This window comes from Mesorhizobium sp. M8A.F.Ca.ET.208.01.1.1, assembly GCF_004791315.1.
Lineage (GTDB): Bacteria > Pseudomonadota > Alphaproteobacteria > Rhizobiales > Rhizobiaceae > Mesorhizobium.
In genome coordinates, this window is the sequence record NZ_SRUT01000001.1 from 247,151 (window position 1) to 270,711 (window position 23,561).

Genomic DNA, 23,561 nt, shown 5'->3' on the forward strand with positions numbered 1-23,561 from the left:
ATGAACCGAAAGGCCGGGTCAATCCCGGCCTTTTTAATGTCGAAGGCAGTGCGGGCGACAAGCTGCGGTCGTTTACCCGGCGCAAGACGCGCTACCAGCAATGTTTCTTTGCACCGGCCCAACGTTTGCCTGGGTTCACGACCGCGCTCAGTTGAGTTCCTGGGCGAGTCCGATGAGAAGTCCTTCAGGCCCACGGATGTAGCAGAGCCGATACACGTCCTTGTAGTCGACCACTTCGCCCACGAGCTGCGCGCCGCGCGTGCGGAGCCTTTCAAGCGTATCGTCGATGTCGTCCACGGTGAACATGACGCGGAGGTAGCCCAGCGCGTTGACCGGGGCTTTCCGGTTATCCGCGACGACAGGCGGCGTGAGGAAGCGGGAGAGCTCCAGCCGGCTGTGGCCGTCCGGTGTGCGCATCATGGCAATCTCGACATGCTGATCGCCCAGTCCGGTGACACGCCCGGCCCATTCTCCCTCGATCGTGGCCCGCCCCTCGAACTCGAGGCCGAGTTCGCGAAAGAAATCGATCGCCCCTCCGAGGTCCTCGACCACGATTCCTACATTGTCCATCCGCTTGAGCGCCATGTTTTCAACCTCCAGGATGCCGGTTCAATCTACAAGGTGTAGCCTGGTTCCGACAACGCGCATGAAGGGCCGGACCGGGCCGGCCGCTTTATGTCCGCAATGTCGGCGGCAATCCAGCAGCGTCGAGGAGGAAGCGCACGCGCTCCTCGACTGGAGCAAGCGGCAAGGTCACCAATTCATAGCCGAGTTCGGCATAGACGCCTGCCACTGATTGGCAAGTGCGCTCGGCTTCGTCGAGCGTTTGCTTGCGTTGTTCGTCCTGGGTGAAGATTTCCGGCCATGGCGGGGCAATGAAGACGCGGCGCGCATAGCGGAATTCCATGGCGGCGCTGGTGAGGTGATCCGGCGCCGGCAGGCCGCAGAGCCTGAGATAGCCGATCGTGTCCGGCACGCCGCGGTCAAAGAAGACCGGCCCGGCCAGCTCGGCGGCCGCACGATACGAGCGCATCTCCCAGGACAGCATCAGTTCGGCGAACAATGCGCGATCGCTCCAGGGCAGGGCGGTTCCGCCAATGGCGGATTGGTCGCGGATGATGCCGCGTCCGGCCTCGACAGACGTCGCAAAGCCCGCCTGCCGCAAGGCTTCGATCAAGGTGGTCTTGCCGGAGCCGGGGCCGCCGGTCAGCACGAAAAATCGATCGGAATCGTTTTGCATTTTTTGTCCATGGAGAAAGGGCACGCGACGCAGCGGCTTCGTGGCTTCTACAGCATGTCGCGGCGAATAGGATTCGCCCGACCTGCTGTAAGCTTCTGATTTATGCATGTCGTTATCCCGGAACCGAGGACACTTCCGGGCGACATGCATTAGGCCGTGCGAAGTCTTGACGGCAGGAGCCGTTGCGCGTGATGCGAATTGAAGGGGGAGAAGTGGAGGTTTCTGTTGCCAGGTACCTCCGAACCCCGCCTAGAAGTGCGAACCCCTAGGGCTTGATTTGAAGCTATCGCACTGCATTAAGCAGCGAGACGTGCTTCCGCATAGTTGTCGTTGGCAACTATAAGTTTAGCCCGATGACGGTGGTACAATGCCGGGCAAAAGTACGATCTTTACACCTTCGTCGATCCTATTTCGCCCCCAGCAAAAACCGCTCTGTCGTCAACAGCGGCTTTTGGTGGAGGCGCCGGGTACCGCCCCCGGGTCCGAACGGCTTATTTCATCGCCCATTTATCGCCATAGTCGGTCAAGCCGACAAAACGAATATAGGGGGCGTTTGGCGGAAATGAAAGGCCGCAATGATGCTTTGTCCCTGTGTCAAATCGCGACGCCAAGGGTTGACTTGGGCGCGGTCTCAACCGAAGCTTTGCGAGCGGTGAGGAGTTAGCGACCTAGCGCACAAGTTGCGAAGCGCGCCACAGTCCTCATCGATCGGATCCGTGGCGCCGACGAGGGGAATTTTGATGGCCGACTATCTTGCGGATGTGAAGAAGTATGACGCCGCGGCAAACGCCGATGCGGTCGAAAAGATCGTCAAGCATCTGGGCATTGCGCTGAGGAACCGCGACTCCTCGCTGGTGTCCTGCACGGACCCGAAGGAATTGGGGCGGGTCAAGGAGAGCTGGGTGGCCAAGAAGCTCGGCGTCACCGACGGGGCGAAGGCCGACGCCGCGATCGAGAAGACCTGCAAGGCGATGCACGCAGACAACACCAAGAACCGCGTGACCTTCTACTATCTGGTGGCCAAGGATCTGGGCAAGCTCGGCTCTCTGTGACGCTCGCGCATCAGTTTGCGAGGGCTGGTACGGCAGAATAGCCGCTCCAGCTTTTATTTTCGCTTTGTCGGGGGTTTGCGCCGCCCCTCACCTGCCTGCCGGCATCCTCTCCCCGTATAGTGACGGGGAGAGGGGATCTGCCATCGATGATTTCGCCAATGACCAACGTTGCAAAAAGGGCGTCAGCGTAGCGGCCGGCTTCTTTCTCCCCGTCACTATACGGGGAGAAATGTCCGGCAGGACAATGAGGGGCAGCGCCGACTCTGGAAAGAGTGGTGGGTCAAGCGTCGTTTGTACCGTTTTGCTGTGTTCGGCCGCCGGTCTGGCCGCTATAATGCCCAAACACTCGAATCGAGCCGAAACCGATGCGCCAATATCTCGACCTCTTGCAGCATGTGCTGGAAAACGGCGCCGATCGCGGCGACCGCACCGGCACCGGCACACGCTCCGTCTTCGGCTACCAGATGCGCTTCGATCTGGCGCGCGGCTTTCCGGTCACCACCACCAAGAAGCTGCATCTGAAGTCGATCATCCATGAACTCCTGTGGTTCCTGGCCGGCGACACCAACATCAAGTACCTGACCGACCATGACGTTTCGATCTGGGACGAATGGGCCGACGAGAATGGCGATCTCGGCCCGGTCTACGGCAAGCAATGGCGTTCCTGGCCGGATGGCCATGGCGGCTCGATCGACCAGATCGCCAATCTTCTCAAGGAGATCCGCCGCAATCCTCAATCGCGGCGACTGATCGTCTCGGCCTGGAATCCCGCCGAGGTGGAAGCCATGGCGCTGCCGCCTTGCCACTGCCTGTTCCAGTTCTACGTGTCCGAGGGCCGGCTTTCCTGCCAGCTCTACCAGCGCTCCGCCGACATCTTCCTCGGCGTGCCGTTCAACATCGCGTCCTACGCATTGCTGACGCTCATGGTGGCGCAGGTGACCGGGCTGAAGCCGGGCGATTTCGTCCACACGCTCGGCGACGCGCATCTCTACTCCAACCATTTCGAGCAGGCGCGCGAACAGTTGCAGCGCACGCCAAGGGCACTGCCGACGATGTGGATCAATCCGGACGTGAAGGACCTGTTCGCCTTCCGCTTCGAGGATTTCCGGCTGGAGAACTATGTCGCCGATGCGTCGATCAAGGCGCCTATCGCGGTCTGAGCCGCGTTTTTTCAGTCGATGCCGACCATCACGTCCGAGGCCTTGACCACGGCATAGGCCTGCTTGCCCTTTTCGAGCTTGAGATCGGCGACGGCTTCGTTGGTGATCGAGGCGGTGACGATGGCGCCGCCGCCGATGTCGATGCGGGCATGCGAGGTGGTGGCCCCTTTGACGATTTCGGTGATCGTTCCCTTGAGAACGTTGCGGGCGCTGATCTTCATTGGCGTCCCGTTCGCTGTTTATCCCCGGTCGTCTTATCAGAACAATCAGGCAGTACCAATCACAAGACCAGATGGCGTTTCGGCAGACCAGGCCTTCCCTTGTTATATCCATGCGGATATATCGGCCTGCAGACTTCGAGCCGATCGAATTTTGAACCCAGGGAGAGTTTCCGATGACGCGCAAAGGTTTCGGGTTGAGGGTGGTCGCCATTGGCGGTTTTGCGGCTGCGTTGATGGCGGCAATGCCGGCAGCGCACGCGGAAGACAAGGTCGTGGTGTTTGCGGCGGCGAGCCTCAAGGATGCGCTCGACGCGGTGAACAAGGCCTGCAAAGCCGATGTCGGCGAGGCCGCGACCGTTTCCTATGCCGCGAGTTCGGCATTGGCCAAGCAGATCGAGGGCGGGGCACCGGCCGACGTCTTCATCTCGGCCGATCTCGACTGGATGAAATATCTCTCCGACAAGAAGCTGACCAAGCCCGATACCGAAGTGAAGTTGCTCGGCAACCAGATCGTGCTGGTGGCGCCGAAGGATTCGACGGTTGAAACCAAGATCGAGAAGGGTTTTGACCTCGCCATGCTGGTTGGCGACGGCAAGCTCGCCATGGGCGACTTCAAGGCCGTGCCGGCCGGCAAATACGGCAAGGCGGCGCTTCAATCGCTCGGCGTCTGGTCCTCGGTCGAGGGCAAGGTGGCGCAGGCCGAGAATGTCCGTGCGGCGCTCAAGCTGGTTTCGACCGGCGAGGCGGCCCTCGGTATCGTCTATGCCACCGACGCGCACGCCGAAAAGGGCGTCAAGGTGGTCGGCACCTTCCCGGAGGATTCACATCCGCCGATCATCTATCCGGTTGCCCAGACCACCGATTCGAAGGACAAGGATACGATGGCCTTCCTGAAGTGCCTGCAATCCGCCAAGGCCGGCGCGCTCTTCAAGGAACAGGGCTTCACCGTGCTCACGCCGAGCAACTGACTTCGAAAAGGCCCCGATACCGCGCGATGAACTGGCTGCTGGACCTCAGTCCCGACGAATGGAATGCGGTCCGGCTGTCCATCAAGGTGGCAACGGTCGCGATGCTCGCGAGTTTGCCGCCGGGCATAGCGATAGCGCTGCTGCTTGCCCGGGGGAAATTCTGGGGCAAGACACTGTTCAACGGGCTGGTGCATCTGCCGCTGATCCTGCCACCCGTGGTGACCGGCTATCTCTTGCTTTTGACTTTCGGAAGGCGCGGCCCGGCCGGCGCATTCCTGGCCGAGCATTTCGGCATCGTCTTCTCGTTTCGCTGGACGGGTGCCGCCCTTGCCTGCGGCGTCATGGGCTTCCCCCTGATGGTGCGGGCGATCCGGCTGTCGATCGAGGCGGTGGACCGCAAGATGGAGGCGGCCGCGGGGACGCTCGGCGCCAATCCTGTGTGGGTGTTCGGCACCATCACGCTGCCGCTGATCCTGCCCGGGCTGATCGCCGGCGCCATCCTGTCCTTCGCCAAGGCGATGGGCGAGTTCGGCGCGACGATCACTTTTGTCTCCAACATCCCTGGCGAGACGCAGACGCTGCCATCGGCGATCTACACCTTTACCCAGGTGCCGGGCGGCGATGAAGGGGCGCTGCGGCTGACGCTGATTTCCATCGTCATCTCGATGGCGGCACTGGTCGCCTCGGAAGTGCTGGCGCGGCGCGTCGGGCGGCGGATGGACATCGAATGAGCGTCCTTGTCGACATCAGCCACCGGCTTGGCGATTTCGCCATCGATGCCCGCTTCGAGAGCGCCGGGCGGCTGACGGCGCTGTTCGGGCCGTCGGGCTCCGGCAAGACGACGCTGATCAACATGATCGCCGGGCTGATCCGGCCGGACAAGGGGCGCATCGAGATCGACGGCCGCGTTCTGGTCGACACCGGTGCCGGCATTTTCGTGCCAAGGCACAAGCGCCGTATCGGCATGGTGTTCCAGGATGCGCGCCTGTTTCCGCATATGAGCGTGATGAGCAATCTGCGCTACGGCCGTTGGTTCACGCCGGCGGCGGAACGCTACGCGGATATGGACAGTGTCGTCGAACTGCTCGGCATCGGGCCGTTGCTCGGGCGGCGACCGGCAAAGCTCTCGGGCGGTGAGAAACAGCGGGTGGCGATCGGCCGGGCGCTGCTTGCCAGCCCGAGGCTGCTGCTTATGGACGAGCCGCTGGCCTCGCTCGACGAAGCGCGCAAGGCCGAGATCCTGCCCTATATCGAGCGGCTGCGCGACGAAACCAAGATCCCGATCGTCTATGTCAGCCATTCGGTCGCCGAGGTGGCGCGGCTGGCCAGCGACGTGGTGATGCTCGCGCAGGGCAAGGTCACCGCCAGCGGCCCGACCGAGGCCGTCATGCAAAGGCTTGACCTGTTGCCGGCCGAAGAGCGCGGCGAGGGTGGCGCCGTGCTGGACACGAAGGTACTGCGTCACGACGAGACTTTCGGGATGACAGTGCTCGGCTCGGCCGCCGGCGAGATCCGCGTGCCGCGCCTTGAAATGAAGCCTGGGGCTTCCGTGCGTATCCGCATTCGCGCTCGCGACGTGATGGTCGCCACGGAGAAACCGACGGGCCTCAGTGCGCTCAACATCCTGCCCGGCACGATTGTCGCGATCAGCCCGGGCGAGGGGCCGACGGTCGAAGTCGGCATCGACTGCAATGGCGCAACGGTGCTCGCCCGCATCACCGAACAGTCGCGGCAGGCACTGAAGTTGCGTCCCGGCGGCAAGGTTCTCGCGGTGGTCAAGACCGTGAGCTTCGACAGGGCGAACACCGGCGCCGGCTTGCCGCTCGAAGCCGACGGCTGACAGGGGTGGTGATCGCCGCTATATTGTTTTGGAATAACGGTCGCTGAAGCTGAAGCGATCGCGGAGGAGCAGAAATGCCGTCGCTGAGCTTGCGGATAAATCTCGATCCGGATGGACGGATCGGTCCTGGCAAGATCGAGCTTCTGGAGCACATCGCCACGTTCGGATCGATCTCGGCCGCCGCGCGCGGCATGGAGATGTCCTACAAGCACGCCTGGGATCTGGTCGAGGACATGAACCGGGTGTTCGGCAAGCCGCTGGTCTCGGCGCAGACCGGGGGCCGCAAGGGCGGCGGCGCGCAGCTGACGACGGTCGGCCTGGCGGTGGTCAGCCGCTTTCGCGCCATCGAGCGCGCGGCGTCCGCCGCGGCGGCGACGCATATGGATGCGCTGCAGGCGGAGATTGAAGCGGGGTAGGGAGCAAGGGAATAGGCAGTAGGCAGTAGGCCACCCAGTCCAATTTCTGGCCGGCAGAGATCTTTCTTCCGATCATACCTAACGCGCGTCTGCTATTCTTCCCTGCTGCCTATTCCCTACTGCCTACTGCCTATTCTTCCGGCTTCCGCAGCAAATACGTATCCATGATCCAGCCCTTGTCCTTGCGGGCTTCGTCGCGGCGCTTTTCGATCTCCGCGCCGACATCACCGAGGCGGCCGGAGATGATGATCTCGTCCGGTGTGCCGAGATAGGCGCCCCACTGGATGAAAAGATCCTGGTCGGCCAGCGTGTTGAAGGCGCATTTGCCGTCGAGCATGACGACGGCGCTGCCGGCATTGTCCGGCATGCCTTCCTCGGTCAGGCGGCGGCCGGTGGTGATCAGCACGGGATCGCCGATGCGGTTCAGCGCCGTTTTGTGGCTGGCGGCCAGCGCCTGGATGGCTGTTATGCCGGGGATGACTTCCAGTTCGAAGGCGACATTGCCCCTCAGGCGCACGCGCTCGAGGATGCGCAATGCGCTGTCGTAGAGCGAGGGATCACCCCAGATCAGGAAGGCGCCGCAGCCATCCCCGGCGATCTCGTCGCGGATCAGTCCCTCGTAGATGACGGCGATCGCCTCATGCCAGTCGTCGACGGTCGAGCGATAGGAAGACGTTGGTTCGGCGCGCACCGGCACGTCGAATTCGACCCGGCGTGAGGTCGGGTTGGTGACGAAGCGGTCGCAGATGCCGCGCCGCAGGTCGGCGAGCTCTGTCTTGTCGGCGCCCTTGTCGGGAATAAACAGGACGTCCGCCCGGTTCAGGCCCGATATGGCTTGAACCGTCATGTGGTCGGGATTGCCGGCGCCGATGCCGATGACGAGAAGCTTGCGCATGGCGCGAACTCCTGCCCGATCGGAACCTGTTAGTCCAGACCGCGCGTGCGTGTCCAGACCGCATGCGTGTCCAGCCGGTCACGCATGCCCTGGACGCGGAAGGGCTTTGAAACGCCGCATTGAAACGGCTAGGGTCATGAGGGCATTCTCGCCGAGGGGGCTTTCATGCTGCGATATGTCTTGACCACCGCGCTGGCCCTGTCGGCGGCGCCTGCATTGGCCAACGACTCGGTTGCCGAACTTGGCACCGGCGGCCTGATCCTGTCGCGCAGCGATGCCGTGGCGATGCAAAGCGAGGACCTCTTCATCTCGCCGCAAAAGGTGACGGTCGACTACGTCTTCCACAACAACACCGACAAGGATGTCGAGGCGATCGTCGCCTTCCCGATGCCCGACATTTCGGGCGATCCCGAAGAGATGCCGGCGATCCCGGAAAACCAGAGCGACAATTTCCTCGGCTTCGAGGTGACGATCGACGGCGTGCCGGCAAAGCCGCAACTCGAGCAGAAGGTGTTCGCTCTCGGCATCGACGTCGGCGCCGATTTGAAGGCCCAGAACGTGCCGTTCAACCCGTTCGGCGATGCCGCCAAGGCGGCACTGGCGAAGCTTCCGCAAGCGGTGGCCGACGACTGGGTCAACCGCGGCATCATCATCGAGGACACTGTTGACGACAGTGGCGGCCAAAAACCCGGCTATGCGCCGTTCTGGCAATTGCGCTCGACCTATTGGTGGCGCTCGACCTTTCCGGCCAACAAGGACGTTCACGTCTCGCACCGCTACAAGCCTAGCGTCGGCGGCACGTCGTCGGTCAGCTTTTTCAATGAGGGCCAGTTCCAGGGCTCATACGCCGCCTACAAGACCCGCTACTGCATGGACGGCACATTCGAGAATGCGGTGCGCAGGGCGGCGAAGGACAATCCGGACGGCTATCCCAAATTCTACGAAAGCCGCATCGCCTATATCCTGACCACCGGCGGCAACTGGGCGGCGGGCACCATCGGCAAGTTCAAGCTGACCGTCGACAAGGGCAATCCGAAAGCCCTGGTCTCGTTCTGCGGCGACAATGTCAAAAAGGTCGGGCCGACGAGCTTCGAAATGACAGCGAAGGATTTCTATCCCGAGCATGATATCGATATCCTCCTGCTCGAACCGTCGGACAGCAATGGCGGGGACGCAAACTGATGCATGTCACGATCTACGTCGCCATTGCCGAGAACGGTGTGATCGGGCGGGAAGGCGGGTTGCCCTGGCGGCTCTCCACCGACCTCAAGCGCTTCAAGGCAGACACGATGGGCAAGCCCATCATCATGGGCCGCAAGACCTATGAAGGCATCGGCCGCCCGCTGCCGGGCAGGCTGAACATCGTGGTCACCCGCGACAAGGCCTGGCGCGCCGAGGGCGTCGAGGTGGCGCATACGCTGGAAGCCGCGATCCAGCTGGCGACCGTGCGCGGCCGCTGCATGAGCGGCGTCGACGAGGTCTGCGTCATCGGCGGCGGCGAGATCTATGCCCAGGCGCTGCCGCTGGCCGACCGTCTGCACGTCACCCATGTTCTGGCCGCCGTCGACGGCGATGCGCATTTCCCGCCGATCGACCCCGATACATGGCACGTGGTCAGTTCGCAGGAGGTTCCATCAGGAGAAAAGGACAGTCATGCGACGCGCTATACGGTTTACGAGCGCCGCCGCGAGATAGTTTGAAGACAAAAGCGCGATTGTAGGACGACAAAGGGTCGCTACCGGCCCAAATCCGATGAAGTCGGCGGGCGTCGCGTTGAAAGCGCGCCCTGGCGTCCCTATAGAAGAACGACACTGGATTTGCGCCGTAACCGCGGCGCTTGAGGGAATTCCAAGCGAAAGGACATTCATGCCCTGGAACGACAAAGGTGGCGGAGGCGGCGGCCCGTGGGGTGGCGGCGGTAACAACCAGGGCCCCTGGGGGCAGGGACCGAAGGGACCGAGCGGCCCGCAGGGGTCGCCTCCAGACCTCGAAGACATCATTCGCCGTGGCCAGGATCGGCTGAGGCGCGCGCTGCCCGGCGGCGGGGGCGCCAGTCCGGCCGTGTTCGGGCTGATCGCCGCGGTGCTGGTCGTTCTGTGGGCCTTCCAGGCGGTCTATACCGTGCAGCCCGACGAGGTCGCGGTCGAACTGCGCTTCGGCAAGCCGAAGGCCGAGCTTTCCCAGCCAGGCCTGCACTTCCACTGGTGGCCGCTCGAGACCGTCGAGACGGCCAAGATTTCAGAGCAGCTCGTCGACATTGGCGGCGGCAACACCAGCGGCAACGGCCTGATGCTGTCGGGCGACCAGAACATCGTCAATGTGCAGTTTTCGGTGGCCTACCAGGTCTCCGACCCGCGCGCCTACCTGTTCGACGTCTCCGACCCCGACGGCATGCTGCGGCAGGTTGCCGAGAGTGCCATGCGCGAAGCGGTCGGCCGCCGGCCGGCGCAGGACATTTTCCGCGACGACCGGCAGGGCATTGCCGCCTCGGTGCGCGAGATCATCCAGACGACGCTGGACGGCTACAAGGCCGGTCTCAACGTCAACGCCGTCTCCATCGAGGACGCGGCGCCGCCACGCGAGGTGGCGGATGCGTTCGACGAGGTGCAGCGCGCCGAGCAGGACGAGGACAAGTTCGTCGAGCAGGCCAATCAGTATTCCAACCAGAAGCTCGGCCAGGCACGCGGCGAGGCCGCCCAGGTCCGCGAAGACGCGGCCGCCTACAAGAACCGTGTGGTGCAGGAAGCCGAAGGTGAGGCCCAGCGCTTCATCTCGGTCTACGACGAATATGTCAAAGCCCCCGATGTGACCCGCAAACGCCTTTATCTGGAAACCATGGAGAGGGTTCTGAAGGACTCGAGCAAGGTCATCGTCGAGCAGGGCAACGGACAAGGTGTCGTGCCCTATCTGCCGCTGCCCGCATTGCAGCCGAAACCACCGGCACCGGCCGCGCCGGCTGCGAACACGGGAGGTACCCAGTGATGGCCAACCGTCTTCCCATTTTCGCCGTCGTGGCGGCGGTTATCCTTTTCCTGATCTACTCCTCGGTCTTCGTGGTCAATGCGCGCCAGCAGGCGCTGGTGCTCCGCTTCGGCGAGATCGTCGATGTCAAGAGCGAGCCAGGCATCTATTTCAAGGCGCCATTCTCGTTCTTCGACGCCGACACTGTGCAGCTGATCGAAAACAGGGTGCTGCGCTTCGACCTCGACAACATCCGCGTCCAGGTGTCGGGCGGCAAGTTCTATGAGGTCGATGCCTTCATCGCCTACCGCATCTCGGATCCGCGCGTCTTCCGTGCGGCAGTGTCCGGTCAGATCGAACTGGCCGAGGCCCGGCTCAGGACGCGTCTCGATGCTGCCTTGCGCCGCGTCTACGGTCTGCGCGATTTCGAAGCCGCGCTCTCCGAAGAGCGTGCCGTGATGATGCGCGAAGTCCGCGATCAGCTCAGGCCCGACGCCACGTCGCTCGGCTTGCAGATCGAGGACGTCCGCATCCGCCGCACCGATCTGACGGCCGAAGTCTCCCAGCAGACCTACGACCGCATGAAGGCGGAACGCCTGGCGGAGGCCGCGCGGCTGAGGGCACGCGGCAACGAAGCCGCACAGCGCATCACGGCACGCGCCGATCGTGAAGTGGTCGAGATCGTTGCCGAAGCACGCAAGGAGTCCGAGATCCTGCGCGGCGAGGGCGAAGCCCAGCGCAGCGCCACCTTCGCGGGAGCCTATCAGCGTGATCCGGCGTTCTTCGATTTCTACCGGTCGATGAACGCCTATGGCACCGCGCTCGACAACACCGGGACGACGATGGTGCTGTCGCCGGGCTCGGAGTTCTTCCGCTTCTTCCGCGATCCCGACGGCAAGGAAGGGCCGGCGAAACCGGCCTCGCCAGCAACCGCGCCGGCTGCGGCACCTGCCGCGCCGACGACACAACCCAGCACCGGCCAGTAGCGGCCGGTGCAGGATTTCTTCGCGGCGATAGGCCTGGTCCTTGTCATAGAGGGCCTGGTCTATGGCGGCTTCCCCAGCTTTGCGAGGAAGCTCGCGGGCGAAGTGCTGTCGATGCCGGAGAATGCACTGCGGATCGGCGGCCTGGTGGCGATCGCCATCGGTGTCGGCATCGTCTGGCTGGTGCGGAGCGGGTAAAGGCATCCGGTTTGCGGAATAACGCTCGATTTACGCTCCGCCGATAGCCATAGCCGCAAACGTGCCGTATTTCTTGCCATCATGGCGCGACACGGCGTTTTCGTCGAAGCGCTTTTCTCTTTCAGAAATGCCGGGAGGCTTCTCGATGACATCCAACACCCTTTTGCGCGCCGCTCGACGGACGTTGGTCGCCGGCGCCGCAGCGCTTGTCCTGGGCACCGCAGCCGTTCCGTCTTTCGTGACGCCGACATTCGCCGCCGACGGACCTGCCTCGGTTGCCGACCTGGCGGAACGCGTGCTCGGCGCGGTGGTCAACATCTCGACCTCGCAGACGGTGAAGGGCACCGAAGGGCCAAGCGCCGTGCCGATGCCGCAGCTGCCCGAAGGCTCGCCGTTCCAGGACTTCTTCGACGACTTCTTCAAGAACCGCGGTGGCGAAAAGGATGGCGGCTCGCAGAAGGTGCAGTCGCTGGGCTCGGGCTTCGTCATCGACGCCGAGCAAGGCATCGTCGTAACCAACAACCACGTGATCGCCGATGCCGACGACATCGAGGTCAATTTTTCCGATGGTGTGACCTTGAAGGCGACGCTGGTCGGCACCGACACCAAGACCGACGTCGCGGTGCTGAAGGTCGATCCGAAAGGCCACAAGCTGACGGCGGTGAAATTTGGCGATTCCACCAAGATGCGCGTCGGCGACTGGGTGATGGCGGTCGGCAATCCGTTCGGCCTCGGCGGTACGGTCACGGTCGGTATCGTCTCGGCGCGCAACCGCGACATCAATTCAGGCCCCTATGACGACTTCATCCAGACCGATGCGGCGATCAACCGCGGCAATTCGGGCGGACCGCTGTTCAACAGCGCCGGCGAGGTCATCGGCATGAACACCGCGATCATTTCGCCCTCCGGCGGCTCGATCGGCATCGGCTTCTCCATTCCCTCGCAGCTCGCCTCGGGCGTCGTCGACCAGTTGCGCCAGTATGGCGAGACGCGGCGCGGCTGGCTCGGCGTGCGCATCCAGCCGGTGACGGACGACATCGCGGAAAGCCTGGGGATGGCGACCGCCAAGGGCGCGCTGGTGGCCGGCGTCATCAAGGGCGGGCCTGTCGACAACGGCACCATCCAGGCCGGCGACGTCATCATCAAGTTCGATGGCAAGGACATCCACGAAATGCGCGACCTGCCGCGCGTCGTGGCCGAAAGCCCGGTGGGCAAAGCCGTCGACGTGCTGATCGTGCGCAAGGGTGTCGAGCAGACGGTGAAGGTGACGCTCGGCCGGCTCGAGGATGGCGAGAAGCTCGCCAGCGGCGAGAATGGCAACACCGACCAGGACAAGGGCGGCGACAAGGCTCCGGCCGTCTCGACCGCCTCGGTGCTCGGCATGACCGTCGGCGAACTCAACGACGAGACGCGCAAGAAGTTCAGCATTGCCGCCGATGTCTCGGGTGTCGTCGTCACCGATGTGGCCAAGGATTCGGCCGCCGCCGAGCGCGGCATTCAGCCGGGCGAGGTGATCACCGAGATCGCGCAGGAATCGGTCGCTACGCCCAAGGATGTCATGGACCGGATCGGCGCGCTGAAGGAGCAGGGGCGCAAGAACGCGCTGCTGATGCTGGCGTCGAAGACCGGTGAGCTGAGGTTTGTCACGATCCGGATGGATTGAAGTCGGCAGGACTGCAAAAATCTGATTTTGATGGAAAGGGCGGTTAGAGAGCCGCCCTTTTTCTTGCCTGCCAGTCTTGGCGAGGCAACCGGTAGAGCACATGCCGCTTGAGCGCGGGATGGCTGTCCGGAATGTCGGGATGGTCGAAGTCATTGGCCGGGTCGGCGCTCATGCCGAGGCGTTTCATCACGGCGGTGGAGCGATGATTGCCGGTTACGGCGAAGGAGACGATCTCGTTGACGCCCAGCATCTGGAAGCCGTAGGCGAGCCAGGCCTCCGCCGCCTCGGTGACATAGCCCTTGCCCCAGTATTCCGGTGCCAGCCGCCAACCGATCTCGATCGTGCCGGCCGGCAGGGAGGGCACATGATCGGTTTCGAGGAGGCCGACGAAGCCGATGCACTCGCCGGTGGCAGCAATCTCGGCGGCGGCAAAACCATAGCCGTCCTCGGCGATCCAGGATCGGAACTCGTCCATCTTGGCGTCGGCGGTAGCGCGGTCGCGGCGGAACGGAAAGAATTCCATGACGCGCTCGTCGGAGTTGATGCGATGGAACAGCGCGCGGTCGCGCTCCTCCCAGTTGCGCAGGATCAGGCGTTCGGTACGCATCGGTTTCATTGCAAGAAGTCTTCCTTCCGGTAGCCCTGCAGATAGAGCAGTGCGGTTAGGTCGGCATGGTCGATCCGGACTTTTGCCTGTGCCGCCACTGTCGGCTTGGCGTGCAGCGCGACACCGGTTCCGGCCAGGCGGATCATGTCGAGATCGTTGGCGCCGTCGCCGACGGCGATGGCATCGGCCGGCGTCAGGCCAAGGCGCGCGCAGATTTCGAGCAGCGCCTCGGCCTTGGCTGCGCGGCCGAGGATCGGCTCGCCGACCAGTCCGGTGAAGCGTCCGCCCAAGTCGAGCAGGCGGTTGGCGCGGTTCTCCTGAAAGCCGAGCATCTCGGCGATGCGCGTGGTGAAGACCTCGAATCCACCCGAAACGAGCGCCGTCCAGGCGCCGTTGGCGCGCATGGTCTGGACCAGTGCGCGGCCGCCCGAAGCCAGCGTCAGCCGATTGGCGACGATACGGTCGACCACTGCGGCATCAAGCCCCTTGAGCAGCGCCACGCGCTCGCGCAGCGCGGGCTCGAAGGCGATCTCGCCATTCATCGACCGCGCGGTGATGGCCGCGACGCGATCCTTGACGCCGATCTCGTCGGCCAGCTCGTCGATGCATTCCTGGTCGATCATGGTCGAATCCATGTCGGCGAGAAGGATTTTCTTGCGGCGTGTTTCAGCCTGCTGGACGATCACGTCGACTGGTTCGGCGCCCAGTGCGGCACGAAGCTCTGCAGCGATTTCATCAGCCTGCGCCGCTGGCGGCAGGGCAAGATCACAGGCAATGCCTTCGGCCAGCCAGACGACAGCGCTTGCGCCCACCGACCGTGAGGCCATATTCGCAAGCGACGGCGACAGAGCGCGGTCAGCGGGACGGGAAACAAGCGTGGCAATGAGCGGCATAGAGAATTCCGGCGCGGATGCGGGCGAAGGCCGCGTGAAGAACGCGATCCTGATAGCCGGGCCGACCGCCAGCGGCAAGTCGGCGCTGGCGCTTGAGCTGGCCGAGCGCACCGGCGGCGTCATCGTCAACACCGATTCGATGCAGGGCTATTCGGTTCTCGACGTTCTGACCGCTCGGCCGGACGCGGCCGAACTCGCACGCGCGCAGCATTTTCTCTATGGGCATGTGCACCCCGGCTCCGCCTACTCGACCGGCGCGTGGCTACGCGACGTGATGAAACTCATCGACGACGGAACGCTCTCGCGGCGGCCAATCTTCGTCGGTGGCACCGGCCTTTATTTTCGTGCGCTGGCCGAGGGCATTTCGGAAATGCCCGATATTCCGCAGCGGATCCGCGATCGCTGGCGCTATGAGTTGAAGGAGCACGGCGCGGTCAAATTGCATGGCATCCTGCTGCGCGAGGATTCGAAAGTCGCCATGCAGCTGAAGCCGACCGACAGTCAGCGCATCGTGCGGGCGCTCGAAGTGCTCGACGCCTCAGGCCGGTCGATCCTGGACTGGCAGGCCGAGCGCGGCCGGCCGCTGATCGACAGGCAAAGCGCGCATTTCCTGGTCATCGAGCCGGATCGGGCGGCGCTGGTCGACCGCATCGAAAGGCGTTTCGACCGGATGCTGGACAAGGGCGCGCTGGAGGAAGTCAGACAGCTTGCCGCCCTTCGACTCGATCCGGACCTGCCGGCGATGAAGGCGATCGGGGTTCGCGAGTTGCAGGCCGCAATGGCAGGGCAATCGAGCTTTCCCGAGGCGATCGAGCGCGCCAAGATCGCAACCAGGCAATATGCCAAGCGGCAAGCGACCTGGTTTCGACATCAGCTGGGGCCGGAATGGCAGAGATTGCGTCCCGATGACGATCTCGAAACCACGATCCAAACACTTGTTGCTAATGCAACTTAAAAAGTTGACCTTGAGGACAGGGTTCCCGCCGAAGTTGCCGGGATTAACGCTCCGTAAGGCGGCCCGTGCCATAAGATCGAGGGCACTTTTCATCGGGCAGCAGATGCGTTTCCATAAGGCGGAATCCGCTTTTTTCGTCTTTATCTTCGTGATCCTGGCCGCTGGCCTGGTGACGCTGCACGCCTATGGGCTCTTGCAATCCTTCGCCACGGAACTCCATACACAGTCCGGCCTGGACAAGGTCATCTACCTCAACAAGCTGTTGTTCGCGACGGGCGTGCTGCTTGCAACCGCGCTGTTTTTCGGCATCTTCTTCATCTACCCGCTGATCCGCAAACAGGCGACGGAAGAAGGCAAGCTGCGCGCCATGACGGTTTCGCTCAGCGCCCGCTCCGAAACGCTCGAGCACGCCGCCCTGACAGACGGCCTGACCGGCATGCAGAACCGACGTTATTTCGACGACGCGCTGAAGGAATATCTCGAGGAGTTCCGGCGCATCGAAAAACCGGTCGGGCTGATGATCCTCGATCTCGACCATTTCAAGCAGGTCAACGACAGCCACGGCCACGATGTCGGCGACGAGGTGCTCAAGGCTGTCGCCAGATGCCTCAAGGACATGACCCGCTATCACGACGTGGTGGCGCGCCTGGGCGGTGAGGAATTCGCCGTGGTCACGCCCAACATGGAGGCGGACCTTCTGGCCAAATTCGCCGAGCGCATCCGCAAGGCGATCGCCAACATGTCGATCCTCTCCGGCAACAATGTCCGGCTCAAGATCACGACCAGCGTCGGCCTCGCCGTCTGGGACCGCAAGGAAACCGCCGAAGAATTCTATCGCCGTGCCGACCGCCAGCTCTATGAAGCGAAGAGGCAAGGCCGCAACCGCGTCTGCGCCTAAAATCCCGAAGAAGAATTCATGAGGCCGGTTGCCTGACGCGGCTTTCTCGACTTCCCCGTTCTACTGCGTCGCAGCAGAACTGAGCTCACGGACTGAATGTCCGCTCCGCTCCGGCTTCTCGAAAGCCACGTCATTCAATTCGGCCTGACGAATTCCCTTTCGGGATTTGGCCAAGCGTGAATGCCGATGAGATCAGAGACCTGTTAGGTTCAATCGTTCTGTGGGCGCAGGCCGAAGGTCGCGGGTTTGAGCCCGTAGCGTGTGTCGAAATCTTCGTCCGACTGCACGCGCGCCGTCGCTGGCGGTTTGCGGTAGTCGGGATCGCCGGCCTGGCGGCCGGAATCGACCACCTCGGCGAATGGTATCGCCTGGCTCTGTGGTTTCGGCACGTTGCGCAGCCGCTCCACGATCGCCACCAGGTCGACCTCGCCGGCTTTCGTCACTTCTTCCTCGTGCTTGGCCGTGCCAGGCAGCAGGTGAGCGGGCAGTCTTTCGAATTTCAGCCGCATGGTCGTCGCCACGCCTTCGCCGAAGGCGATCGCCTCGCGCTGGCCCATGGAAGACAGGAAGGCGAGCGTGGAGGCGGACGAGTCGGCGATTGCCGAGCGGATGATCGCCTGGTCCTGCTCGTTGGCGAGCCGCATGGCGAAGAAGGTCGAGCACTGCGACAGGATGGTCGGATCGAGCTCGCCCGGGCGCTGGGTGACGACGCCGAGATAGCAGCCATATTTGCGGCCTTCCTTGGCGATGCGCGACAGCGCATGCCGGGTCGGCGCGAAGCCGAGGCGCGAATCGGCCGGCATGTAGCGGTGCGCTTCCTCGCATAAGAACAGGAGCTGCAGCTTGCCTTCGCTCCACAAAGCGAGGTCGAAGGCCAGGCGCGCCAGCACGGAACAGACGGAATTGACCACTTCTGAGGGCATGCCGGCCATCTCGAAGCAGGTTACCGGACGGCCATGGTGCGGCACGCGGAAGATGTTGCCGATCGTCTCGTGGATGGTGTCCTCGATCAGGCGCGAATTGAACATGAAGCGGTAGCGCGGATCGGCAGCCGCGGATTCGATGCGCGTCTTCAGCGATTTGAGCGTCGGGCGATCGTTCTTGCTTTCGAGCATGCCCATGCGCTCGTCGATCTGCTTGAGCAGGTCGGCGATGCGGTAAGGCACCGGCGTATCGGCGGTCAGCGCATCGTTGCCGCGCCTGAGGTAGGCGCCTGAATTGGGGTTGCGGTAGAGGTTCTTGGCCAGCGGAACGAGGTCGCGAAGGGCGTCGATCTCTTCCGGCACCGTTTCGCGTCCGCGAAACAGCACTTCGGCGAATTCCTCCAGCGTGAACATCCAGAACGGCAGGTCGAGCGTCTTGGAATCGACCCGGACGCAATATTCGGGCAGCGAGGCGGCGAACTCGTTGTGCGGATCGAGGATCAGGATCCGCAGGTCGGGTCGCGCGGCGATCGACTTGCGCAGCAGCAGCGACACGGCGGTCGACTTGCCGACGCCGGTCGTGCCGACAATGGCGAAATGGCGCGCCAGCGTATCGTCGATGGCGATGTTGGCGGCGATGGCCTCGTCCTGCGCCAGCGAGCCGATGGTGATGGAATGGCGGCCGGCCAGGTCATAGACGGCCTGCAGGTCGCGGGTGCGGATACGGTGCGCGACGGCGCCGATATGCGGATAGCTGGTGATGCCGCGGTCGAAGATCGGCTTGGCGCCGGGTTCGGCGCCGTCGCGCACTTCGCCGATCAGTTCGATGCTGACCTCGATGGCGTTCTGGCCTTCATTGCTCCAGGCCCGATCCGACTTGCCGATCGCATAGACCAGGCCAACGGTGCGCGTCGTGCCCAGATTGATGGAGATCATCTTGCCGACCGTCCACAGGCCGGTGATCGCGCCGTCGACATCGTCGGCATAGGCGCTGATGGTGGCGCGCGCGCCGTCGCATTGCACGACGTTGCCGAGGATGCGCCGGTCGTTCTGCTCTGCGTTGCGGCGCTCCTGCGATGTCGGTTCTCCGACGGAAGCTTCGCGTTCGACATACATGGACAGGCCAATCCCCATTTCCCTGGAGACGGAGCCTACAGGAACGGGGTTAAGGTCGGATGAGGTCGGATGGTGTAGAGAGGATTAAGGACCCGGTGAAAATTATCGCGAGATGGCTCTTCACCTGTCTTATTGTTTCGCTATAATGGACGAATGGATGATATAGCGAACGATATTTCCTCGACCATCGGCAAGAGGATCCACGCCGAGAGGATCATGCGGGACTGGTCGCTGGCCGAACTCGCCGAACGGTCCGGCGTTTCCAAGGCGATGCTGAGCACGATCGAGCGCGGCATGACCAGCCCGACGGCCGCACTTCTGGTGCGCATTGCGGCGGCCTTCGGCATGACGCTCTCGACCCTCATCGCGCGCGCGGAACTGCAGAGCGGGGGACTGCTGCGCGCGGCCGACCAGCCGGTATGGCGCGACCCCGATACAGGCTATGTCAGGCGGCATCTGTCGCCGGCCTGCGACATGCCGCTCGAGCTGATCAAGGTCCATCTGTCGGCGGGCGCGAAGGTCAGCTTGCCCGCGGCTTCCTACGCCTTCATCAAGCAGCAGATCTGGCTGATCTCGGGAAAACTCGAATTCACCGAAGGCGATCAGGTGCACAGGCTCGAACCGGGCGACTGCCTGGCGCTCGGGGCGCCGTCGGATTGCACCTTCCATGCCCTGGAGCCGGGCGCCGACTATCTCGTCGCTCTGGTCAGGGGCTGACGTCATGGCAAGACGGCCTACGCGCTCCCACAATGGGGGGCCGCCTCTTGACGAGTACAAGGGGCCGCCATGGGGCAAGGGCGACCCTTACATCTTCCTGGCCTGGCAGGCGGCGCACGCCAAGGCGTGGAAGGCGCCAAGCCGCGACGTCATGCTGATGCGCATGGACAAGGCTGAGCGGCTGGGCCTGACCTATGAGGAATACACGCTCGAAATCCTGGAGCGCGGGCGACATCTCAGTGAAGAAGACACCGAACGCATCAGCGCCATCAAGGCCGCGCGCAAGCGCCGGCGGTCGCACCATCTCGACTGACGCCGGCGCCATCGACCCCGGCAATCGTTTCCAGAGGACCAGGTATGAATACCATCGAAATCGGGCCGTTGAGCGCCAGCCGGGAAACTCTGGCAATGCTGACCGATCTGCTGGTCGAAACGGTTGCCGCCGGCGGATCTGTCAGCTTCATGCATCCGCTGGCGGCGGAAGCGGCAAGGGCATTCTGGGAGACGTCGCTGGCCGCGGCGGCACGAGGAGAAAGAATGGTGCTCGGGGCCTGGGACGGCGGGGCTCTGGTCGGGACGGTCACCTTGCTGCTCGACTGCCCGCCCAACCAGCCGCATCGGGCCGAGATCGCCAAGCTGATGACATCAGTCGAATACCGGGGCCGGGGTGTGGGGACACGCCTGATGCGGGCCGCCGAACGCCTCGCGGCGGAGAAGGGGCGCACGTTGCTGGTTCTGGACACGGCGGCGGAGGAGGGGGCTTCGGGCCTCTACGAAAAGCTCGGCTTCATCCTCACCGGCGAAATTCCTGACTATGCGCTGAAACCGCATGGCGGGCTGACGGGCACGCTGATCTACTGGAAGCGTATCGGCATAGCTTCGCGGTAGCGCGCCAGTCAGGTCCGGGCCCCGCCGGCAAGGCGCTTTATCAGCCAGTGCCGGAAATCCTGCTCGGCACTTGTCAGCTGCGCGGTCGACGGCCTGGTCAGAAAATGCCCTGACGTGCTGGAGAGTTCAAAATCGGAGAGCGGGACCAGCGTCCTGCTGTCGAGCGCCGCGTCGACAAGCGGTCGCGACCCCAGCAGCACGCCGGCACCGGCGCTCGCCGCCTCCATGGCTGCGACGAAACTGTCGAAACGGTGCGACCGCTGGGGCTGGCCGGCCAATCCGGCCGCCGCGAACCACTCCGACCACATCTCGCGCGCGCCGGCCACCAGAAGCAGCGGCAGGGATGTCCAGTCGGCGGCACTGGCGAGCGCCGGACTTGCCACCGGCACAAGCCGCTCGGCGGTCAGCCTCTCGGCCTCGCGTCCGGGAAAGGATCCGTTGCCGAAACGGATGTCGAGCGCCGAGCCCGGCAGATCGTAGTCGGTCGGCCGATGGATCGTCACCAGATCGAGCTGGACGCGCGGCAGCGCCTTGGCGAGATCGGGCAGCGCCGGGACCAATGCCAGCAAGGCAAACGAGATCGGCACCCGGATAGAGACGGTCCGGACGGCGCGTGGTTCGAACAATTCCGTGGTGCTGCTGCCAATGGTTGCGAAGGCCGACTGGATGTGGGGCAGGTAGGCGGCACCCTCCGGCGACAGCGCGACCCCACGCGCCAGCCGCGAGAACAGCCGCGTCTTCAGCCGTTCCTCAAGCAGCCGGATGTGCTGGCTGACCGCCGCCTGGGTCAGGCCGAGTTCGGCCGCCGCCGCCGTGAAATTGGACAGCCGTGCCGCAGCCTCGAAACTGCGCAGCCAGTCGAGTGGAGGCAAGGCGGGGATGGTTCGTCGAGCCATTAGTAAATCGAGGTCATTGGGCAAAAAATGATAATTTGAATTATGCCTATTGCGCGGCCAACATGCAATCGAAACCCTGCGGATCATGCTGTGGGGTGCAGCGGACAGGATGGATCTCAATGCTCACCCACGCGCTGATCGGCGACGAAGGCAGAACAATCGAACTTGGCTGGACAGACGGGAGGCGCACCCGCTTTCACGCCATCTGGCTGCGCGACAATGCGCTCGACGACAAGACGCGCAGCGCCGGCAATGGCCAGCGGCTCGTCACCATCCTCGACATTCCCGCTGGCACGAGAATTGGCGCTGCTTCCATCAAGGCCGGGGCGCTGGAAATCAGCTTCGAACCGGAGGGAAAGTTGGTCAGTTTTCCCGCCCAATGGCTGCGTGCAAACGCCTATGATCGCGACGAGACACGCCAGCCCGGCTGGACGGGCGACATCATCCAGCGCTGGACCAAGGCGACGATGCAGAACTGCGTGCCGCGCGCCAGCTACAAGGCGGCCTTCCATGACCGCAGCGTGCTGCGCGAATGGCTTTCGGCGGTGAGGACTTATGGCTTTGCGGTGATGAATGGGCTGCCGGCCGAATCCGGAGCGCTGTGCAAGGTGTCCGACCTGTTCGGCTATATCAGGGAGACCAATTACGGGCGCTGGTTCGAAGTGCGCGCCGAGGTCAATCCGAACAACCTCGCCTACACCAATCTCGGCCTGCAGGCGCATACCGACAATCCCTATCGCGATCCGGTGCCGACACTGCAGATCCTGTCCTGCATCGAGAACACGGTGGAGGGCGGCGAATCGAGCGTCGTCGACGGTTTTGCCGTCGCCGCTGCCCTGCAGGCGGAAAACTCCGAAGGTTTTCGGCTGTTGAGCTCCCATGCGGCGCGGTTCGAATATGCAGGATCATCCGGCGTGCGGCTGCAGTCCAAACGGCCGATGATCGAGCTTGGACCCGACGGCGAACTGATCTGCATCCGCTTCAACAACCGTTCGCTGGCGCCGACTGTCGATGTGCCGTTCGCCGACATGGATCGCTACTATGCCGCTTACCGCCGCTTCGCCGAACTGATCGAGGATCCATCCTTCGAAGTGACCTTCAAGCTTGAGCCCGGCCAGGCCTTCATCGTCGACAACACCCGCGTCATGCATGCCCGCAAGGCGTTTTCCGGCACCGGCAAGCGCTGGCTGCAGGGATGCTATGCGGACAAGGACGGCCTGTTGTCGACGCTTGCGGCGATCGAACACGGCTTCAAGGAGGCCGCGGAATGAGCGGCCAGGATCTGAACGCGGACACCATCGTCGAGTTCATCGCCGACATTTTCGAGCGCCGGGGCGCGGAATCCTATCTCGGCGAGCCGGTGACGATGTCCGAGCATATGCTGCAGGGTGCTTGGCTGGCGGAGCAGGATGGAGCGCCCGAGGTGCTGGTGGCGGCCGCGCTGCTGCACGACATCGGCCACTACACCAGCGAGTTCGGCACCTATTCGCCCGACGATGTCGAGGACAAGCACCATGACGAGGCCGGCGGCGAGGTGCTGGCGCCGTTCTTTCCGCCGGTCATCGTCGAATGCGTCCGGCTGCACGTTGCCGCCAAGCGCTATCTCTGTGCCACGGACCCGACCTATTTCTCCAGGCTGTCGCCGGCTTCGGTTCATACGCTGTCGCTGCAGGGCGGACCGATGAGCGCCGATGAGGTCGCCGAGTTCCGCGAGAACCCGTTCCATGAGGAAGCGGTGCGGGTTCGCATCTGGGACGAGGGCGGCAAGGTCGCCAACATGCGGACGCGGGCGTTTCGCGACTATGTGCGGTTGCTGCAGCGCGTCGTGCACGGCTTCGCCAATCGGCCCTGACAGAACGAGTCACAGCGAGGAGACAGCCCATGTGTTTCCGATTCGACGGCGAAAACGCGGTGGCCGCATACCGGATGGAGACCTGCCGCGAGCGTTTGGCCGGCGAGGGCGTTTTCACGCCATCGCCGGCCACCCCAATGCGGCGAGCCCGGCGGGCTCGCTGCTGCTGTTTTGATCAATGTCCCCGAAGCCGGGCAGTCCCGCCTTGATGCGAGGGAA

Annotated in this window: 28 protein-coding genes and 1 other RNA gene; 19 read left to right on the forward strand and 10 right to left on the reverse strand. The window is 63.6% G+C overall.

Going from position 1 to position 23,561, the window contains the following annotated elements; translation table 11 throughout:
• Positions 1-147: 147 nt before the first annotated feature.
• The 3 genes from EN851_RS01170 to ssrA form a co-directional block, all read right to left on the reverse strand.
• Entirely contained in the window at positions 148-585 is a 438-nt protein-coding gene (locus EN851_RS01170) for a VOC family protein (protein ID WP_135928360.1), read from the reverse strand.
• An 88-nt stretch (positions 586-673) separates the two neighbouring features.
• Entirely contained in the window at positions 674-1,240 is a 567-nt protein-coding gene (locus EN851_RS01175; RefSeq protein ID WP_135928361.1) for an AAA family ATPase, read from the reverse strand.
• A 211-nt stretch (positions 1,241-1,451) separates the two neighbouring features.
• Positions 1,452-1,812: a transfer-messenger RNA gene (gene ssrA, locus EN851_RS01180) on the reverse strand.
• A 168-nt stretch (positions 1,813-1,980) separates the two neighbouring features.
• On the opposite strand from ssrA, the gene EN851_RS01185 reads away from it, so the two are divergent.
• Positions 1,981-2,292 (forward strand): DUF2853 family protein, encoded by a 312-nt coding sequence (locus EN851_RS01185; protein WP_127281000.1) that lies wholly within the window; start codon positions 1,981-1,983, stop codon positions 2,290-2,292.
• Between the two features lie 365 nt (positions 2,293-2,657).
• A complete protein-coding gene (locus tag EN851_RS01195) occupies positions 2,658-3,452 on the forward strand; it encodes a thymidylate synthase (protein ID WP_127871648.1) in 795 nt (264 codons plus the stop codon).
• Between the two features lie 11 nt (positions 3,453-3,463).
• Here the strand turns inward: EN851_RS01195 and EN851_RS01200 are convergent, their stop codons facing one another.
• Positions 3,464-3,673, reverse strand: a complete 210-nt coding sequence (locus EN851_RS01200; protein ID WP_127871647.1) for a molybdopterin-binding protein — start codon at positions 3,671-3,673, stop codon at positions 3,464-3,466.
• Between the two features lie 173 nt (positions 3,674-3,846).
• Here EN851_RS01200 and modA point away from each other — a divergent pair, with 173 nt between their 5' ends.
• The 4 genes from modA (at position 3,847) to EN851_RS01220 (ending at position 6,897) form a co-directional block, all read left to right on the forward strand.
• Positions 3,847-4,641, forward strand: coding sequence for a molybdate ABC transporter substrate-binding protein (modA, locus tag EN851_RS01205; RefSeq protein ID WP_135915639.1), 795 nt, complete (start codon positions 3,847-3,849; stop codon positions 4,639-4,641).
• 26 nt (positions 4,642-4,667) lie between these two features.
• Positions 4,668-5,372 carry a molybdate ABC transporter permease subunit gene (gene modB, locus EN851_RS01210; protein WP_135915640.1) on the forward strand — a complete coding sequence of 235 codons (705 nt, stop codon included), beginning with the start codon at positions 4,668-4,670 and terminating at the stop codon, positions 5,370-5,372.
• On the forward strand, positions 5,369-6,481 hold the full coding sequence (modC, locus tag EN851_RS01215; RefSeq protein ID WP_135928362.1) for a molybdenum ABC transporter ATP-binding protein: 1,113 nt from the start codon (positions 5,369-5,371) through the stop codon (positions 6,479-6,481). Before modB ends, modC begins: the two co-directional genes overlap by 4 nt.
• Positions 6,482-6,555: 74 nt before the next feature.
• Complete coding sequence (locus tag EN851_RS01220) at positions 6,556-6,897, forward strand: winged helix-turn-helix domain-containing protein (RefSeq protein ID WP_127279684.1); 342 nt, start codon at positions 6,556-6,558, stop codon at positions 6,895-6,897.
• A 130-nt stretch (positions 6,898-7,027) separates the two neighbouring features.
• On the opposite strand, the gene cobF is transcribed toward EN851_RS01220, so the two are convergent.
• Positions 7,028-7,792 carry a precorrin-6A synthase (deacetylating) gene (cobF, locus tag EN851_RS01225; protein WP_135928363.1) on the reverse strand — a complete coding sequence of 255 codons (765 nt, stop codon included), beginning with the start codon at positions 7,790-7,792 and terminating at the stop codon, positions 7,028-7,030.
• A gap of 165 nt (positions 7,793-7,957) precedes the next feature.
• Between cobF and EN851_RS01230 the strand changes: the two genes are divergently transcribed.
• The 5 genes from EN851_RS01230 to EN851_RS01250 all read left to right on the forward strand — a co-directional run bounded on the left by EN851_RS01230 (position 7,958) and on the right by EN851_RS01250 (position 11,934).
• Positions 7,958-8,974 carry a DUF4424 domain-containing protein gene (locus tag EN851_RS01230; protein ID WP_135928364.1) on the forward strand — a complete coding sequence of 339 codons (1,017 nt, stop codon included), beginning with the start codon at positions 7,958-7,960 and terminating at the stop codon, positions 8,972-8,974.
• Positions 8,974-9,492: a dihydrofolate reductase gene (locus EN851_RS01235; RefSeq protein ID WP_127279687.1), complete on the forward strand. Its 519-nt coding sequence runs from the start codon at positions 8,974-8,976 to the stop codon at positions 9,490-9,492. The genes EN851_RS01230 and EN851_RS01235 overlap by 1 nt, the downstream gene beginning before the upstream one ends.
• Positions 9,493-9,658: 166 nt before the next feature.
• The gene (hflK, locus tag EN851_RS01240; protein WP_127871641.1) at positions 9,659-10,774 is read left to right on the forward strand and encodes an FtsH protease activity modulator HflK; all 1,116 of its coding nucleotides are present in this window, start codon (positions 9,659-9,661) and stop codon (positions 10,772-10,774) included.
• Positions 10,774-11,739, forward strand: a complete 966-nt coding sequence (locus tag EN851_RS01245) for a protease modulator HflC (RefSeq protein WP_135866488.1) — start codon at positions 10,774-10,776, stop codon at positions 11,737-11,739. Before hflK ends, EN851_RS01245 begins: the two co-directional genes overlap by 1 nt.
• A 6-nt stretch (positions 11,740-11,745) precedes the next feature.
• Entirely contained in the window at positions 11,746-11,934 is a 189-nt protein-coding gene (locus EN851_RS01250; protein WP_127281294.1) for a DUF2065 domain-containing protein, read from the forward strand.
• A gap of 30 nt (positions 11,935-11,964) precedes the next feature.
• On the opposite strand, the gene EN851_RS37655 is transcribed toward EN851_RS01250, so the two are convergent.
• Positions 11,965-12,090 carry a hypothetical protein gene (locus tag EN851_RS37655; protein WP_272483008.1) on the reverse strand — a complete coding sequence of 42 codons (126 nt, stop codon included), beginning with the start codon at positions 12,088-12,090 and terminating at the stop codon, positions 11,965-11,967.
• Here EN851_RS37655 and EN851_RS01255 point away from each other — a divergent pair.
• Entirely contained in the window at positions 12,080-13,597 is a 1,518-nt protein-coding gene (locus EN851_RS01255) for a DegQ family serine endoprotease (RefSeq protein ID WP_135866490.1), read from the forward strand. The two genes, EN851_RS37655 and EN851_RS01255, sit on opposite strands and share 11 nt — an antisense overlap.
• Before the next feature lie 43 nt (positions 13,598-13,640).
• On the opposite strand, the gene EN851_RS01260 is transcribed toward EN851_RS01255, so the two are convergent.
• Positions 13,641-14,213 (reverse strand): GNAT family N-acetyltransferase, encoded by a 573-nt coding sequence (locus tag EN851_RS01260; protein ID WP_135915641.1) that lies wholly within the window; start codon positions 14,211-14,213, stop codon positions 13,641-13,643.
• A complete protein-coding gene (serB, locus tag EN851_RS01265; protein ID WP_127871637.1) occupies positions 14,210-15,097 on the reverse strand; it encodes a phosphoserine phosphatase SerB in 888 nt (295 codons plus the stop codon). Before serB ends, EN851_RS01260 begins: the two co-directional genes overlap by 4 nt.
• Between serB and miaA the strand changes: the two genes are divergently transcribed.
• Together miaA and EN851_RS01275 are read left to right on the forward strand one after the other, a co-directional pair.
• Positions 15,087-16,052, forward strand: a complete 966-nt coding sequence (gene miaA, locus EN851_RS01270; RefSeq protein WP_135915642.1) for a tRNA (adenosine(37)-N6)-dimethylallyltransferase MiaA — start codon at positions 15,087-15,089, stop codon at positions 16,050-16,052. The two genes, serB and miaA, sit on opposite strands and share 11 nt — an antisense overlap.
• A gap of 103 nt (positions 16,053-16,155) precedes the next feature.
• Complete coding sequence (locus EN851_RS01275) at positions 16,156-16,950, forward strand: GGDEF domain-containing protein (protein ID WP_135915643.1); 795 nt, start codon at positions 16,156-16,158, stop codon at positions 16,948-16,950.
• A gap of 209 nt (positions 16,951-17,159) precedes the next feature.
• Here EN851_RS01275 and EN851_RS01280 read toward each other — a convergent pair whose 3' ends face one another.
• Positions 17,160-18,989 carry an ATP-binding protein gene (locus EN851_RS01280; RefSeq protein ID WP_127280695.1) on the reverse strand — a complete coding sequence of 610 codons (1,830 nt, stop codon included), beginning with the start codon at positions 18,987-18,989 and terminating at the stop codon, positions 17,160-17,162.
• A gap of 153 nt (positions 18,990-19,142) precedes the next feature.
• On the opposite strand from EN851_RS01280, the gene EN851_RS01285 reads away from it, so the two are divergent.
• The 3 genes from EN851_RS01285 to EN851_RS01295 are packed head-to-tail and all read left to right on the forward strand — an operon-like array spanning position 19,143 to position 20,594.
• Positions 19,143-19,706, forward strand: coding sequence for an XRE family transcriptional regulator (locus EN851_RS01285; protein WP_135928365.1), 564 nt, complete (start codon positions 19,143-19,145; stop codon positions 19,704-19,706).
• Positions 19,707-19,710: 4 nt separating this feature from the next.
• Complete coding sequence (locus EN851_RS01290) at positions 19,711-20,019, forward strand: hypothetical protein (RefSeq protein WP_135928366.1); 309 nt, start codon at positions 19,711-19,713, stop codon at positions 20,017-20,019.
• Positions 20,020-20,063: 44 nt separating this feature from the next.
• Positions 20,064-20,594 carry a GNAT family N-acetyltransferase gene (locus EN851_RS01295; protein ID WP_135928367.1) on the forward strand — a complete coding sequence of 177 codons (531 nt, stop codon included), beginning with the start codon at positions 20,064-20,066 and terminating at the stop codon, positions 20,592-20,594.
• An 8-nt stretch (positions 20,595-20,602) separates the two neighbouring features.
• Here the strand turns inward: EN851_RS01295 and EN851_RS01300 are convergent, their stop codons facing one another.
• Positions 20,603-21,490 carry a LysR substrate-binding domain-containing protein gene (locus EN851_RS01300; RefSeq protein ID WP_135928368.1) on the reverse strand — a complete coding sequence of 296 codons (888 nt, stop codon included), beginning with the start codon at positions 21,488-21,490 and terminating at the stop codon, positions 20,603-20,605.
• A 119-nt stretch (positions 21,491-21,609) separates the two neighbouring features.
• Here EN851_RS01300 and EN851_RS01305 point away from each other — a divergent pair, with 119 nt between their 5' ends.
• Positions 21,610-22,761, forward strand: coding sequence for a gamma-butyrobetaine dioxygenase (locus EN851_RS01305; protein ID WP_135928369.1), 1,152 nt, complete (start codon positions 21,610-21,612; stop codon positions 22,759-22,761).
• Positions 22,758-23,342 carry an HD domain-containing protein gene (locus EN851_RS01310; protein WP_135928370.1) on the forward strand — a complete coding sequence of 195 codons (585 nt, stop codon included), beginning with the start codon at positions 22,758-22,760 and terminating at the stop codon, positions 23,340-23,342. Before EN851_RS01305 ends, EN851_RS01310 begins: the two co-directional genes overlap by 4 nt.
• Positions 23,343-23,561 lie beyond the last annotated feature (219 nt).

What these genes read in the sequence shown, in the direction of transcription:
- hflK (WP_127871641.1), top strand. Translation starts at nt 9,659, where the DNA reads ATGCCCTGGAACGACAAAGGTGGCGGAGGCGGCGGCCCGTGGGGTGGC.
- EN851_RS01275 (WP_135915643.1), top strand. Translation starts at nt 16,156, where the DNA reads ATGCGTTTCCATAAGGCGGAATCCGCTTTTTTCGTCTTTATCTTCGTG.
- EN851_RS01200 (WP_127871647.1), bottom strand. Translation starts at nt 3,673, where the DNA reads ATGAAGATCAGCGCCCGCAACGTTCTCAAGGGAACGATCACCGAAATC.
- EN851_RS01260 (WP_135915641.1), bottom strand. Translation starts at nt 14,213, where the DNA reads ATGAAACCGATGCGTACCGAACGCCTGATCCTGCGCAACTGGGAGGAG.
- modC (WP_135928362.1), top strand. Translation starts at nt 5,369, where the DNA reads ATGAGCGTCCTTGTCGACATCAGCCACCGGCTTGGCGATTTCGCCATC.
- EN851_RS01290 (WP_135928366.1), top strand. Translation starts at nt 19,711, where the DNA reads ATGGCAAGACGGCCTACGCGCTCCCACAATGGGGGGCCGCCTCTTGAC.
- cobF (WP_135928363.1), bottom strand. Translation starts at nt 7,792, where the DNA reads ATGCGCAAGCTTCTCGTCATCGGCATCGGCGCCGGCAATCCCGACCAC.
- EN851_RS01310 (WP_135928370.1), top strand. Translation starts at nt 22,758, where the DNA reads ATGAGCGGCCAGGATCTGAACGCGGACACCATCGTCGAGTTCATCGCC.
- EN851_RS01300 (WP_135928368.1), bottom strand. Translation starts at nt 21,490, where the DNA reads ATGGCTCGACGAACCATCCCCGCCTTGCCTCCACTCGACTGGCTGCGC.
- modA (WP_135915639.1), top strand. Translation starts at nt 3,847, where the DNA reads ATGACGCGCAAAGGTTTCGGGTTGAGGGTGGTCGCCATTGGCGGTTTT.
- EN851_RS01235 (WP_127279687.1), top strand. Translation starts at nt 8,974, where the DNA reads ATGCATGTCACGATCTACGTCGCCATTGCCGAGAACGGTGTGATCGGG.
- EN851_RS01245 (WP_135866488.1), top strand. Translation starts at nt 10,774, where the DNA reads ATGGCCAACCGTCTTCCCATTTTCGCCGTCGTGGCGGCGGTTATCCTT.
- EN851_RS01195 (WP_127871648.1), top strand. Translation starts at nt 2,658, where the DNA reads ATGCGCCAATATCTCGACCTCTTGCAGCATGTGCTGGAAAACGGCGCC.
- EN851_RS01285 (WP_135928365.1), top strand. Translation starts at nt 19,143, where the DNA reads ATGGATGATATAGCGAACGATATTTCCTCGACCATCGGCAAGAGGATC.
- EN851_RS01220 (WP_127279684.1), top strand. Translation starts at nt 6,556, where the DNA reads ATGCCGTCGCTGAGCTTGCGGATAAATCTCGATCCGGATGGACGGATC.
- serB (WP_127871637.1), bottom strand. Translation starts at nt 15,097, where the DNA reads ATGCCGCTCATTGCCACGCTTGTTTCCCGTCCCGCTGACCGCGCTCTG.
- EN851_RS01305 (WP_135928369.1), top strand. Translation starts at nt 21,610, where the DNA reads ATGCTCACCCACGCGCTGATCGGCGACGAAGGCAGAACAATCGAACTT.
- EN851_RS01255 (WP_135866490.1), top strand. Translation starts at nt 12,080, where the DNA reads ATGACATCCAACACCCTTTTGCGCGCCGCTCGACGGACGTTGGTCGCC.
- modB (WP_135915640.1), top strand. Translation starts at nt 4,668, where the DNA reads ATGAACTGGCTGCTGGACCTCAGTCCCGACGAATGGAATGCGGTCCGG.
- EN851_RS01295 (WP_135928367.1), top strand. Translation starts at nt 20,064, where the DNA reads ATGAATACCATCGAAATCGGGCCGTTGAGCGCCAGCCGGGAAACTCTG.
- EN851_RS01170 (WP_135928360.1), bottom strand. Translation starts at nt 585, where the DNA reads ATGGCGCTCAAGCGGATGGACAATGTAGGAATCGTGGTCGAGGACCTC.
- EN851_RS01230 (WP_135928364.1), top strand. Translation starts at nt 7,958, where the DNA reads ATGCTGCGATATGTCTTGACCACCGCGCTGGCCCTGTCGGCGGCGCCT.
- miaA (WP_135915642.1), top strand. Translation starts at nt 15,087, where the DNA reads ATGAGCGGCATAGAGAATTCCGGCGCGGATGCGGGCGAAGGCCGCGTG.
- EN851_RS01280 (WP_127280695.1), bottom strand. Translation starts at nt 18,989, where the DNA reads ATGTATGTCGAACGCGAAGCTTCCGTCGGAGAACCGACATCGCAGGAG.
- EN851_RS01175 (WP_135928361.1), bottom strand. Translation starts at nt 1,240, where the DNA reads ATGCAAAACGATTCCGATCGATTTTTCGTGCTGACCGGCGGCCCCGGC.
- EN851_RS01185 (WP_127281000.1), top strand. Translation starts at nt 1,981, where the DNA reads ATGGCCGACTATCTTGCGGATGTGAAGAAGTATGACGCCGCGGCAAAC.